This window comes from Streptomyces sp. NBC_01235, assembly GCF_035989285.1.
Taxonomy (GTDB): domain Bacteria; phylum Actinomycetota; class Actinomycetes; order Streptomycetales; family Streptomycetaceae; genus Streptomyces.
This window is the reverse complement of record NZ_CP108513.1, coordinates 4,941,198-4,953,845: the sequence shown is the minus strand read 5'-3', so window position 1 is coordinate 4,953,845 and position 12,648 is coordinate 4,941,198. Positions and strand designations below refer to the sequence as shown.

Here is a 12,648-nt window from a genome sequence, read left to right as displayed (position 1 = left end):
GGCCTGCGAGATACGTCACGGTCCGGGACCAAAGTCCCGGACCGTGGTGTGTACTGGGTGGTATGCCCGTGCATCTCACGCCCACTCAGCTGACGGCCCTGACCGTCCTCGCCGTGGCGTCCGTCGCCTGGCTGCTCGTCCTGACCCGGGTTCTGCGCCGCATCCGCTCCCGCGCCGAGACCCACCGGGTTCTCCCCGCGCCGCCCGCCCTGCCGGCCCTCCCGTGCCAACAGCAGACCGGCCCCCACCTGGAGAACGTCGAACTGACCCCCGCGGAGAAGGACGCCTTCGCGGGCCTCGTACGGCAACTCGGCGGGGGCCACTGACCCCGCGGGCCCGCCGCCGTTCAGGAGACCCGTGCCGCCCGGCGTTCCATCGCGTCCCGGGCCGCCGTCTCGGACGGGTACACCTCACACATGTGCCGCCCGTCCGGCGTCGCCGTGTGCTCGATCTCCCACAGGGAGATCTCCCGGCCGTCGCGCAGCAGGAACGCGTGCTCGTAGAGCGAGTAGCCCAGGCCGATACGGCCCGCGCGGCAGGGGCGCCCGAAGGCCTGGGTGATCTGGTGCGCGAACGCCGACGTCAGCAGCGCGGCCGTGTCCGTGCCGGGCCCGTCGGGGTTCTCCGCGCGGCGCAGCAGCCGACGCGCGTGGTCCGCCGAGTCGTCCGGCACGTACACGTGCCGGGGTGCGGGGACCGGCGACAACTGCACCAGCACCGGCAGTTCGAAGTCCGGTGTGTCCGACGGCAGCGGCAGCCGGGCCGTGGCGGCGCGCAGCTCCTCCTCGTCGACGTACACCTCGTGCTGCGGTTCGCTGCCCGGCGTGGTGTTGTGCACGAGCTCCCACAGCGTGAGCGCGCAGCCGTCGGCCAGCAGCCAGGTGTGCCGGTAGGTCTCCCGGTGCAGGCCCGCGCTGTGGTGCGCGGAGTGCAGGGAGCTGTCGTGGGCCAGGGCGCAGTCGAGCCGCCGCAGGGCTTCGTCGGGCAGCTCGAACGAGTTCAGGGCGCGACCGAGCAGTCGCGCGAGGTGCTCCTCCGGAGACTCGGGCGACTCGGCTGGTTCGTACGCTGTCGTCTCGTACGGAACGCTCAAGGTTTCTCCCGGCGTTGCTGCATGTCACCTTGTGGGTGCATACCGTAGCCCCTCGGTCGGACATCATGTCCGGGAACCGAGAAAACGTGCATCGGGAAAACGCGGGGGCCGTGCGAAAAGTTCCCGCACGGCCCGGCCGCCTGTCAGAAACCGCCGGTCAGACGGCGTTCCCGGCGCTGACCGGCGCTCAGCCCGCGCTCCCTGCGGTCCACTCGGCCCACGCCATGTTCCAGCCGTTGAGCCCGTTGTCCGGGGCCACGTTCTTGTCCGGGGAGTTCTTGACGATCACGACATCGCCGATCAGCGAGTTGTCGTAGAACCACTTGGCGGGGGTGTCGCCCTGCGCGCCCTGCACGTCCGCGAGCCCGACGCATCCGTGGCTGGTGCCGGTGCGGCCGAAGGGTGGATTACCCCTTGCGTACCAGTAGTTGCCGTGGATGAAGGTGCCGGACGTCGTCAGGCGCATCGCGTGCGGCACGTCCGGGATGTCGTACTCGCCGCCCAGGTCGACCGTCCGGCTGTTCATGCGGGTCTGCGTGAACTTCTCGGAGATCACCATCTGGCCGTTGTACGTGGTGTGCTCCGGGCTGCCCGACGAGATCGGAATCGTCTTCGGCGTCTGCCCGTCCCGCACCACCGTCATGGTCTGTGTGTTCACGTCGACGGTGGACACCTGGGATCGCCCGATGGTGAAGGTGACCGTCTTCTTCTGCACCCCGTAGACGCCGTTCGCGCCCTCGACGCCGTCCAGGTCGATCTTCATCGTGACCTTGGAGCCGGCCTTCCAGTACTCCTCGGGCCGGAAGTCGAGCCGCTGCGCCCCGAACCAGTGCCCGGCCACCTGCTGCCCGCTGCTGGAGGTGACGGTGATGTGCGACTGCACGGCCTTCTTGTCGCCGATGGCCTTGTCGAAGGTGAACGACACCGGCATCCCGACGCCGACCGTCGTGCCGTTGTCCGGGGTGTAGGTCCCTATGAAGCTGTTGGCCGAAGTGACCGTGGTGAAAATGGAGTTGGCGGCGGCGGTCTTGCCGTTCGCGTCCTTCGCGGTCGCCGATATCCGGTACTTCGTCCCGCGCTCCAGCTGCTCCTTCGGCTTCCAGGTGCTGCCGTCGGCCGACAGGGAGCCCTCGACGGCCTGTCCCGACCCGGCCACCGTCATCTTCACCTCGGTGAGCCGGCCGTCGCTCACCTTCACGCCGGTCGCGTTGATCGACGCGCCCGTCGAGCCGTCCTTCGCCGAGATGACGATCTTCGCGGTGGACGCCTTGGCGGCGCTCTTGCCGCCCTTGGCGTCGTCGCCCTCGGCGTTGGCGCTGCCCCCGCAGGCGGTCAGTGTCAGGGCACCGACCACCAGGACGGCACAGGCCCCCAGTGCGCGCCGCGCTGCTATGTCCGCCGTTGTCACGGGCTGCTCCAGCTTCGTGTGATGTGAGTGATCCGATCCGGTACGTGAAGAAGGAGGGATCCGGCGCCCGATGAGGTTCCCTCCACCGGCCGTTGGCGCCATCACGTGACAGAACCGGGACAATCCACCTTCCTGAGTCGAGTCGTTGCCGGGTTGTGCGGGGCCGGGCCGTTGTCGTCCCCAGGCAAGGCGTTCCCGGGCCGTGGGGTTCCCGCCTCGTGCCGTGACGGCTCGCGCCTCGACCTGCCCGAGGGTGCGTCACCGGCCCCCGTACAACTCCTCGTAGGAGGGCCACAGGCCGCCCGGTCCGTCCACCGATTCGGCCGCGCGGACGGCTCGTACGATCGCGCGCGTCACCATGTCCGCGCCTGCCGCGAGGATGTCGTTCAGGGCGAGTGGGCGGTCGGGGTCGAGTGGGCGGGCGCCCGTGGCCAGGGAGAAGACCGTGTCCCCGTCGTTGAGCATGTGGACCGGTCGTACGGCGCGCGCGATCCCGTCGTGCGCCGTGCCCGCGAGCTTGTGCGCCTGCGCCTTCGACAGATCGGCGTCGGTGGCGACCACCGCGAGCGTGGTGTTGAGCAGGGGAGACGCGTTCCTCACCGCACTCTCGGCGAGCCGCCGGCGCGCGGCCTCGTGCACCTGCGCCTCCGGGTACGCCACCCGCCCCTGGAACAACTCCCCGTACAGCACCCCCGTTTCCGGATCCAGCACCGACCCCACTGCGTTGGCCACCACCAGCGCGGCCACCGTGATCCCCGAGTCGAGGACGATGGCGGCGGTGCCGACCCCGCCCTTCATCGGGCCGACCGCCGCGCCCGTTCCGGCGCCCACGCACCCTTCCCGCACCCGCGCACCGGGCTCGCTCGCCGCTGCCGCCTCGACCGCCGCCCGGCCGGTGGCCGCGTCCGGGCGGGCCCGGAAGTCACCGCCCCGGCCCAGGTCGAAGACGCAGGCGGCAGGCACCACCGGCACGACGTGCGCGGGGTCGGGACCCACGAGCACCCCGCGCCCCTGCTCCTCCAGCCAGGCCATCACCCCGGACGCCGCGTCGAGCCCGTAGGCGCTGCCCCCGGTCAGCACGATCGCCTCGACCCGCTGCACCAGGTTGCGTGGATCCAGGGCGTCGGTCTCCTTCGTGCCGGGACCTCCGCCGCGCACGTCCACTGCGGCCACGGCGCCGCCCTCCGGCGCGAGGACGACCGTGGTGCCGGTGAGCCAACCGTCGCCGGTGCGCGTGGCGTGTCCCACCCGCAGACCGGCGACGTCCGTCAGAGCGTCAACTGTCATGGGAGCCAGTCTCGCCCAGCGTGCGCCGGGTGCGGTGGTGTCACGCCGGGTCACACCGCAGCGCTCGAATCGTGCTCCCGCTCCTCCCGCTCGTCCTGGGACCCCCGCGCGACGGTGCGCGCCGTCAGCGCCGTCCCGGTCGCCACGGCCGGCGCCGCCGCAAGGCCGGCGGCGAGCACCGCCCACTCGCCCAGGAAGGCGCGGCCGATCGCCAGCAGCGAGGTGACGGGCTCCCTGCGGCGCCGGCTCAAGGCCGCCGCATGTCGCGCCCGAAGTATTTCGCTCGCTGGACCTGGGCGGCCCCGGCTGGGTCGAGGACCAGGACGACAGGAGCCGTATGACGGGAGACCGGCACATACGGTTCCGTGCGAGCCCGGGGTGAAATTCCCCCGGGCGACCCGATTATTAGGCTGTTTGGACCCAGTTTCCGGCCCCCTGACGCGGTGAAGTTTGCAACGAGTCCTAGTGACTGTCATTACTGATGTAACCCGCATGCTCGGTTCTGGTGGAAACGAACTCCTTCGATTCATGGGTAGGCAATGACGGCAGGGAAGGACCCGGCGTACGGCCCGAAGGGCGCTGTGGAAAGGGACCCTGCAGACAAACCGCGCAGGTGGGCCTTTCAGCGACGCAAGAAGTGTGCGCGGGTATTCGTGGCTGTGACGGCCCTGCGCAGCCACCGACGAGTGATCCTCTGGGTTGCCGCAGCTGTCGGTCTGTTGTCCGCCGCGTCGGCCGGTTGCCTGCTGTGGGAGGTCCGCGCGGTCCAGAGCGATCTTGCCGCGGCCCAGGTGGCGACCGAACGAATGCGTACGGAGATGGTCCGGCATCGCCGGCCCTCGGCCGAGGTGCTGGGCTTCATCCAGAAACACACAGCGGCCGCCCGGAGGGCGGCAACCACGCCGGTGTGGGGCCTGGCCGAGGAGCTCCCACTGATGGGCCCACCGCTCCGTTCTGCCCGGGGGCTGAGTGTCGCCGCCGATGAGATGGCCACCGGAGTGCTGCCGGAGGCGGTGCGACTGCAGCAGATGTTCGCGTCCGGCCAGATTGTGCACAATGATCGTGTGGACCTCCGTCGGCTTTCGGAGACGACGGACCTGCTGGGGAATGTGCACCGGCAACTGACCCGAATCCAGACGAGATTGAGTGGCCTGCCCGGCTCGACGGCGGTCCAACGCCTTGATACGGCACGGCAGCGGCTGTCCGACCGAGTGGCGAGCCTTTCCGGCTCGGTCTCCAAGGCGGAGGCGACGACGCGGCTGCTGATGCCTGTTCTGGGTGCCTCGGGGCCACGCTCCTACTTTTTCGCCTTCCAGAACAATGCCGAGGCCCGGGGCACCGGTGGGCTCGTCGGCACCTTCGGCATCCTGACTGCCGACCGTGGCCGCATCACTTTGCACGACTTCGCGTCGGATGACGCGCTGCCGTACACCGCCGCCCCCGTGGCGAACTTCGGACCGGCTTTCGACCGTCGGTACGGACCTGCTGAGAGCACGCAGGGGCTGGCCAATTCCAATCTGTCCGCTCATTTTCCCTTTGCGGCGCAGATCTGGGTGGGACTGTGGCAGCGGCATACGGGCCGGCGACTCGACGGGGCCATCGCGACCGATCCCGTAGGACTCGCCCAAGTCCTCAAAGCCACGGGGCCGGTCCAACTTCCGGACGGGAAACGGCTGACGGCGGCGAACACCGTAGAACTCACCGAGAGCACCCTCTACGCGTCGTACAACAACGCCGAACGCAAACGTTTCCTGGTGCAGGTCGCACAGTCCGTCGCTGCCGCCCTGCTGAATCGCCACCCCGATTCGCTGGCCCTCCTCCAGGCGCTGCGGCAGAACGCCGATGACGGCCGACTGCGTGTGTGGAGCAGAGACGCCTCCACCGAGTCGGCGCTGGAAGAAGCGGGGCTGTCAGGCGAAGTCCCCGAGACAAAGGGACCCTTCGCACATCTCGTGGTCAACAATTCCGCGGGCAACAAGATGGACTACTATCTGCGCCGTTCGCTGACCTACGAACTCGGTCCTTGCGAAGGCGGTACCCGTGCCAGCACGGTACGGATCAGGCTGACCAATGCCGCTCCCGCAGCGGGTCTGCCTGCCTTCGTCGCTCTCCGTTCCGACGATCCCGAGCACCCACACCCGCCGGGGTCCACACGGATCTGGCTCTCGCTGTACGCCAGTTCCGGTGCGCGATTCACCGGTGGGACCCTGGACGGGCAGCAGCTTCTGCTGTCGTCGACCCAGGAGCGCGGTCACCTGGTACTGGACGCACAGGTGGAACTCCTGCCCGGTCAGACGCGAGAGGTGGATGTTCGTCTGCTGGAACCGGCTTCGGAGCGCTCCCCCGTGGTCCCCGTGCAGCCGTTGGCACGGCCGCAGACCACCAAGGTGCTTGTCCAACCGTGCGCGAAGTAGCCGGACCGTCCGAGTCGGGTTTTCATCCGCACTGTGGATGTTGAGCGGGCATGAAGGGCCCCCGCGCACCCAGGAAAGGCGCTGCGGTATTCGTTCAGCCGTGGTCGCGGAATCGTACCCACCGAGAAGCAGGTCCGCGAGGACGAATGATTTTGGATGACCACCCAAAAGGACGCGGCAGCGTCTGTGGACATGCCCTCAGCAAAGTGCCCAAATAGACCTCTGGCAACTGACATCCTGCTGATCGGGGTTCACCTTGCGTGGGGAATGCGCCAGTAACGACAAGCTGACAGTGGTTCATCCGGCCGTTTTCCAAAACGCACAGGAAAGCCAAGCCCGGCCGAGTGGTCGGTCCAACGTTGCCGCCCGGTATCGCCGGCCGGCGGTGCGAGCCGCCTTAGACGCGATCGCCTGGACGTGCGGCCTGTTGATTGCCGGCCTGACCAGTCGCAGCGACTCCGACCCGCTCGTCGGACCCGGCGATCTGGTCATCGTCTGTGCTGTCACAGGGACAGCGGTGGTACTGGCCGGGACTGTGTGTGGGCTCTACTCCGGGCGCCATCAGGCGGAGAACGGCGCGGAGTTGAGCGCGGTGCTGGTCTCCGCCGGGCTGACCGCGCTGCTTCTGGAGGGCATCTGCCTGGCAGAGCTCCCCCTGGTGGGCGGCAGACCGGCCACGGCCGGCCTCGCCGCCCTGGTCGGCGTGCTTGCCACGATCACCGTGCGGGCCGCAGTCGCGGCCATCCAGCGCAGGCCGAGACGGCCCGCCCCGACCGCCATCAAGGTGATCGTGTTCGGCGCGGGCAGCGCCGGAACGCAACTGGTGCAGCGGCTGGTCGGTCAGCCGGGCGCCCAGTACCAACCGGTTGCCCTGCTGGATGACGACCCCGGCAAGCGGCGACTGCGGATCTGCGGTATCCGAGTGCGCGGCGGGCGGGAGCGGCTCGCCGAGGTCGCTGCGGAGACCGGGGCGACGGTCATGGTCATCGCCATTGCCGGCGGGTGCCGTGACGGCCAGGTCATTCGTGAACTGATCACACTGGCCGAGTCGATCGGCCTGATCACCAAGGTGATTCCGCGCGTCGAGGAACTGGTCGCGGGACCGGCGCGGATCGACGACGTCCGCGACCCACGGATCACTCAGCTGCTGGGTCGCGAGCCGATCCGACTGGACCTGAAGTCGGCTGCCGGTCATTTCGCCGGACGCCGCATCCTTGTCACCGGCGCCGGCGGCTCGATCGGTTCTGAGCTGTGCCGCCAGTTGCACCGGTTGGGTCCCGAGTCGCTGGTGATGCTCGACCGGGACGAATCAGCTCTGCACGCGATCCAGCTCGCGCTGCACGGCCGCGCACTGCTCGATTCCGAAGAGGTCGTGCTCGCCGACATCACGGATGCCTCCCGCATCACCGAGGTCTTCGCCCACGCCCGCCCCGAGATCGTGTTCCACACGGCGGCCGTGAAACATCTTCCGCTGCTCGAGCGGTATCCGGGCGAGGCGCTGAAGACGAACGTGACCGGCACGCTGAACGTGCTGCAAGCGGCTGCGGCCTGCGGTGTGCGGTCGTTCGTGAACGTCTCCACCGACAAGGCGGCCGACCCGGTGAGTGTCCTCGGCACCTCCAAGCGGATCACCGAGCGGCTCACCGCGCACATGGCCGATGAGTTCCCCGGGACCTGGGTGTCTGTCAGGTTCGGCAACGTCCTGGGCAGCCGGGGTTCGCTGCTCGGCTCGCTGTCCGCGCAGATCGCTGCGGGCGGCCCGGTCACCGTGACTCACCCGCAGGTCGCCCGTTACTTCATGACAGCCACTGAAGCCGTCCAACTGGTGCTGCAGGCCGTGGCAGTCGGGGAGAGCGGTGAGGTCCTCGTCCTCGACATGGGAGACCAGGTCCGCATCGTCGACCTCGCCCGCCGTATGGCCGACGCGGCATCGCGGCCCGTCGAGATCGTCTTCACCGGGCTGCGGCCCGGCGAAAAGCTGATCGAGGATTTGCTGGGCGATGGGGAACCGGACCACCGGCCGAGGCATCCGCTGGTCAGACAGGTGCCGGTGCCCGCACTCGACGCCGGTGAGGTCACCGGTATCGGTCACCTCACCGATCCCGATGAGGTACGCGCCGCGCTGGCGCTCCTCGCCGCCGCGCCCGGCCCCGAGCAGCCGGCCGGCCGGGCCGTGCTGCATGGCCAGCCCGGAAGAGCGGAGGCCAGCAGATGACCGCCCCGCCCATGCCGGGCCGGCGCCGGGCAGGCGCGGTGAGCCCGAAGGCGCCCACCGCGCTTCCCGGCGGCCCCGGGGGCGGCGGCCGGGTGCCTCGCCGAAGGTCGTACCGCGGCAAGCGAATGCTGGACCTGGTCGTGGTCGGCCTGATCATCGTGCCGGCCGCGCTGCTCTGCGCGATCGCCGCGCTGGCGCACCTGCTCGCGCATGGCAGACCCGTCCTGTTCCGGCAGCAGCGGGTCGGCCGCGACAGCCACCCGTTCGTCCTGCTGAAACTGCGTACGATGCGCAATGTTCCGTGCGGCTCGGAGAGACCAGGAGACGCCGATCCGGCCCGGGTGACCGCGGTCGGACGGGTGCTGCGCCGCACGTCCCTCGACGAGTTGCCCCAGCTGGTCAATGTGCTGCGTGGAGAGATGAGCCTGGTAGGGCCTCGGCCGACGCTGCCCTACCAGGTAGGCCGGTACACCGGTCGTCAGCGGCTGCGGCTGCTGGCCACCCCCGGCCTGACCGGCCTGGCGCAAGTGCACGGGCGACAGCGCCTGAGCTGGCCGGAGCGCATCGAGTGGGATCTGCGTTACGTCCGCCACCAGAGCTTCTGGCTCGACCTGGCCATCTTGGTCCTCACCGTCTGGACGGTCCTGGCCAGGGGCGGCGCCACCGTCGGCCATGACAACGATCCGATCGCCGGCAGACCAGAAAGGATGCTCTCAGGTGCCTGACAGCAACGTCCGCATCCGGCTCGCAAGTCCCGACCTCGGTGAGGAGGAATGGGAGGCGGTACGCAGGGTCCTGCGCAGTGGTGTTCTCACCAACGGCGCGGAGAACGAGGCTTTCGCGCAGGAGTTCGCCGACCGGCATCAGGCGCGGTTCGGTGTGACGTTCTGCACCGGCACGGCCGCGCTCAACGCGATGTTGCTCGCCGAGGGCATCGGCCCCGGCGACGAGGTGATCGTCCCGTCGATGACCTTCGTCGCCACCGCGACATCGGTGTGCCACGTCGGGGCCACCCCGGTGTTCGCCGACATCGACCCGGGGACGTTCAACCTCGATCCGGCATCGGTCGCGACCCGGATCACCCGGGCCACCCGGGCGGTCATGACCGTGCACTACGCCGGGCAGCCCGGTGACCTCGACGGGCTGGCGCGGGTGTGCGCCGAGGCCGGCGTGCCGCTCCTGGAGGACGCCGCGCAGGCCGCAGGCGCCGAGTACCGGGGCAGACCGGTCGGCACCTTCGGACGGTCGGCCATGTTCAGCTTCACCCCTTCCAAGAACATCACAACCGGTGAGGGCGGCATTGTGCTGACCGACGACCCGGGCGTCGCGGAGCGGCTGAAACTCCTCCGCAACCACGGTCAGACCGGGCTGTACCAGCACGCGAGCCTTGGCTACAACTGGCGCCTGACGGAGATGCAGGCCGCGATCGGCCGGGTGCAGCTGCGCAAGCTGGACGGCATCCTGGGGCGCAAGCACCTGATCGCGGGATCGCTGACCCGGCGGCTGACCGGGCTCCCCGGTCTGACGACGCCGCATCAGGTACCCGACACGCGGGGCACCTGGATGCTCTACACCTGCCTGCTTCCCGGCATCCGCGACCATGTGCTCGCCGACCTGCTGGACCAGGGCGTCGAGGCGCGGATCTACTTCCCGCCGGTGCACCGGCAGCCGATCTTCGCCGAGCGGGACGGCGGCACCGGGCTCGGCTCGGCGCTGCCGGTGACCGAGGCCGTCGCCCAGGCGATGCTCTCGCTGCCGGTGCACCACCGGCTGACCGAGGCCGAGGTGGCCGAGATCGCCGACGCGGTGACCACCGCCGTCGTCCGGGCAACCGCGTCACCGAATGCCACGGCCCAGCCGATGCCGGTTGGTGCCCGGTGACCGCGCATCACGCGCCAGCCGACTGAGGCCTGGTCACCGCCGTGCCGGCACCTCGCGTGCGGCGGTGACCAGCCGGGCGGCACGGCGGCCACGAGGGCGCGGCAGCGGTGGCCGACGTACTGGAAGGGCGGCACGGTGGTCCGTCACCTGGGACCGACGAGTTCGGCCGTCATGACAGTCGTTCGCCACGACGACGCCCCGCCGGCCGTGCGGAAGCATCAGATCAGGTCGTCGCCGTGCAAGCGCACGGGATCCCGTGACCAAACCGGACGATCAGGGCTCCCGGGGCTCCGGCCGGTCATCGGCGTCGGCTGAGCAGGGCGGGCCGCCGGTTGGCGATGACCGGGCCGAGCCGCGGGCCCTGGCGGGGATGCCCACGACCAGCTGACCGGCGGCGACGTCGCGGGTCACCAGAGCAGCGGCGCCGACCATGACAGACGGCCCGATCCGACGGCCCTGCAGCACGGCGGCGTTACTGCCCACCGTGGACCCGGCACCGACGGTCACGCTGCCGGCGACATTGGCCCCGGGCAGGATTGTCACGAAATCCTCGAGCACCGTGTCGTGACCGATGCTGGCCTGGTAGTTGACCTGGACATGTGCGCCGATGACGGTGCCGGTGGAGATGAACGCCTGACCGAGCACCACACAGCCGCGCCCGATCCTGGCGTCGGGGGAGACCACCGCGCGCGGGTCGATCACCGTCGCCGCTCGCAGGCCGCGATCTTCGAACTGCCGGGCCAGCCTGCGGCGCGCCTCGGCGTCGGCGATCGCGACCACGAACTCGTCCCCCTGCCCGCCGGGCGCAGCCAACTGCCCGGGCAGCAGCACCGGACAGCCGGCCAGCGTAGTGGCCGGCGGGTGCTCGTCCACGAAGACAACCTCGGGCGCCGCGACGGTCGCCCGCACCGCGTCCAGCGTCTCCCTGCCGAAGCCGCCTGCGCCCACGATGTGCAGCGTCACAGCCGCGCCTCCGTCACAGGGCCCTCGCCCCTCGCCGGTTCCGAGACCGCGGTGAGGAACGCGTCCGCCAGCGCGGTCATGCCGTGATGCCGGTAGACCCAGCGGCGGCCCCGCTCGCCCATCCGCTCCCGTTCGGTCTCGTTCATCGCGGCCAACTCGGCCAGCGCGCCCGCCATGTCCGCCGGTGACTCGGCGGGCACGCACACGCCGCCGCCGGACTCGCGTACCGGGCTGCCGGGCGCGTTGCTCGCGAACAGCACCGGCTTGCCGGACGCCAGGTAGTCGAACAGCTTGTTGCTGCTCAGGCCGTACTTGAAGACCGCGACATCACGCAGGCAGAACAACGTCACATCCAGCTCGGCCAGCACGGCCGGCACGGCCTGCTTCGGCACCGGCGGCCAGAACAGCACGTTGTCCAGGCCGTGCCGGTGCGCGAGCCGTTCGCACGCGGCCTTCTCCTGGCCGTCGCCGACCATCACCACGGCAACCCGCGGACGGCCGGCAGCTCGCAGCTCCGCCGCGGCCGCGACAATGGTCTCCACCCCGTTGGCCGGACCGTGCGAGCCGATGTAGCCGGCGGTGAGACAACCATCCTTGCGAAAGCGCCTGATCCGGTCGATCAGGTCGGCGGCCTGGTCCCCGGGACCCGGAATGTTCGGGTCGGCCGGCTGATCAGGATCTCTCGGCCGGGGGAAGTCGGCGATCCCGTTCGGCACATAATGGATCTTGTCGGCGGGGACGCCACGGGCCTGCAGGTAGCCGGCGGCACCGGGCAGGAGGCAGATCACGGCGGACGCGCGCCGGCAGCAGAAGGACTCGGCCAGCCGGAGCAGCCGGGCGGGCAGCCCGTTCGCACGCAGCGCGCCCATGTCGATCAGTGTCTGCGGCCACAGATCGCGCACCTCGACGACGAAGCGGGCACGGCGGCCACGGGCCGCCAGCCAGGCGGCGAGCACCGCGGCCAGGTGCACTGATGAGCCGACGATCACATCCGGCCGGTTCAGGCCGCGCTGCGCCGAGAGCACCCGGGCCGCGTAGTGGACCATGTTCAGCACGCGGCTGTATCCGTTGCTGGTGTAGGGCGGCGTACGGACCCAGACGAAGCGGACGCCGTCGATCGTCCGGGTGGCCACCGTCTCGCCGGGCGTGAGCCGTTCCTCGCGCCTGCTGAAATGGCTGAAACTGCTGGCGAAGACGGTGACTTCGTGCCCCCTCGCCGCCAGCACGCGGCCCAGCTCGTAATGCCGGGTGCCGGCGGCGCAGTCCGGCGGCGCCGCATAGTGGTTGAAGATCCAGATCCTCATGTCCTCACCTCCACCGAAGCTGCCCCGCCACCCGACGGCGGCTGGGCATGAGCCCGTCGTGGGCCCGTGACGCCCGTTCGCCG

Annotated in this window: 11 protein-coding genes; 5 read left to right on the top strand and 6 right to left on the bottom strand. The window is 70.1% G+C overall.

Annotation, left to right across the window (positions count from 1 at the left end; all coding sequences use genetic code 11):
• Positions 1-62 precede the first annotated feature (62 nt).
• Complete coding sequence (locus tag OG289_RS21885; protein WP_327315726.1) at positions 63-326, top strand: hypothetical protein; 264 nt, start codon at positions 63-65, stop codon at positions 324-326.
• Positions 327-346: 20 nt separating this feature from the next.
• Here OG289_RS21885 and OG289_RS21880 read toward each other — a convergent pair whose 3' ends face one another.
• The 4 genes from OG289_RS21880 to OG289_RS21865 all read right to left on the bottom strand — a co-directional run bounded on the left by OG289_RS21880 (position 347) and on the right by OG289_RS21865 (position 4,039).
• Complete coding sequence (locus OG289_RS21880) at positions 347-1,093, bottom strand: DUF6227 family protein (protein ID WP_327315725.1); 747 nt, start codon at positions 1,091-1,093, stop codon at positions 347-349.
• Between the two features lie 187 nt (positions 1,094-1,280).
• Positions 1,281-2,501: a L,D-transpeptidase gene (locus OG289_RS21875; RefSeq protein ID WP_327315724.1), complete on the bottom strand. Its 1,221-nt coding sequence runs from the start codon at positions 2,499-2,501 to the stop codon at positions 1,281-1,283.
• Positions 2,502-2,759: 258 nt separating this feature from the next.
• Entirely contained in the window at positions 2,760-3,788 is a 1,029-nt protein-coding gene (locus OG289_RS21870; protein ID WP_327315723.1) for a P1 family peptidase, read from the bottom strand.
• A gap of 50 nt (positions 3,789-3,838) precedes the next feature.
• Positions 3,839-4,039 (bottom strand): hypothetical protein, encoded by a 201-nt coding sequence (locus tag OG289_RS21865; RefSeq protein ID WP_327315722.1) that lies wholly within the window; start codon positions 4,037-4,039, stop codon positions 3,839-3,841.
• 435 nt (positions 4,040-4,474) lie between these two features.
• On the opposite strand from OG289_RS21865, the gene OG289_RS21860 reads away from it, so the two are divergent.
• The 4 genes from OG289_RS21860 (at position 4,475) to OG289_RS21845 (ending at position 10,298) form a co-directional block, all read left to right on the top strand.
• A complete protein-coding gene (locus OG289_RS21860) occupies positions 4,475-6,202 on the top strand; it encodes a DUF4012 domain-containing protein (RefSeq protein WP_327315721.1) in 1,728 nt (575 codons plus the stop codon).
• A gap of 385 nt (positions 6,203-6,587) precedes the next feature.
• Positions 6,588-8,417, top strand: coding sequence for an SDR family NAD(P)-dependent oxidoreductase (locus OG289_RS21855; RefSeq protein WP_327315720.1), 1,830 nt, complete (start codon positions 6,588-6,590; stop codon positions 8,415-8,417).
• Complete coding sequence (locus OG289_RS21850) at positions 8,414-9,142, top strand: sugar transferase (RefSeq protein WP_327315719.1); 729 nt, start codon at positions 8,414-8,416, stop codon at positions 9,140-9,142. The genes OG289_RS21855 and OG289_RS21850 overlap by 4 nt, the downstream gene beginning before the upstream one ends.
• Positions 9,135-10,298 (top strand): DegT/DnrJ/EryC1/StrS family aminotransferase, encoded by a 1,164-nt coding sequence (locus tag OG289_RS21845; protein WP_327315718.1) that lies wholly within the window; start codon positions 9,135-9,137, stop codon positions 10,296-10,298. The genes OG289_RS21850 and OG289_RS21845 overlap by 8 nt, the downstream gene beginning before the upstream one ends.
• Before the next feature lie 273 nt (positions 10,299-10,571).
• Here OG289_RS21845 and OG289_RS21840 read toward each other — a convergent pair whose 3' ends face one another.
• Entirely contained in the window at positions 10,572-11,261 is a 690-nt protein-coding gene (locus OG289_RS21840; protein ID WP_327315717.1) for an acetyltransferase, read from the bottom strand.
• Positions 11,258-12,565: a glycosyltransferase family 4 protein gene (locus OG289_RS21835; RefSeq protein WP_327315716.1), complete on the bottom strand. Its 1,308-nt coding sequence runs from the start codon at positions 12,563-12,565 to the stop codon at positions 11,258-11,260. Before OG289_RS21835 ends, OG289_RS21840 begins: the two co-directional genes overlap by 4 nt.
• Positions 12,566-12,648: the final 83 nt, after the last annotated feature.

Bases quoted from the DNA above. Each gene is read 5' to 3' on its own strand.
- OG289_RS21870 (WP_327315723.1), bottom strand. From the start codon at position 3,788: ATGACAGTTGACGCTCTGACGGACGTCGCCGGTCTGCGGGTGGGACAC.
- OG289_RS21835 (WP_327315716.1), bottom strand. From the start codon at position 12,565: ATGAGGATCTGGATCTTCAACCACTATGCGGCGCCGCCGGACTGCGCC.
- OG289_RS21885 (WP_327315726.1), top strand. From the start codon at position 63: ATGCCCGTGCATCTCACGCCCACTCAGCTGACGGCCCTGACCGTCCTC.
- OG289_RS21850 (WP_327315719.1), top strand. From the start codon at position 8,414: ATGACCGCCCCGCCCATGCCGGGCCGGCGCCGGGCAGGCGCGGTGAGC.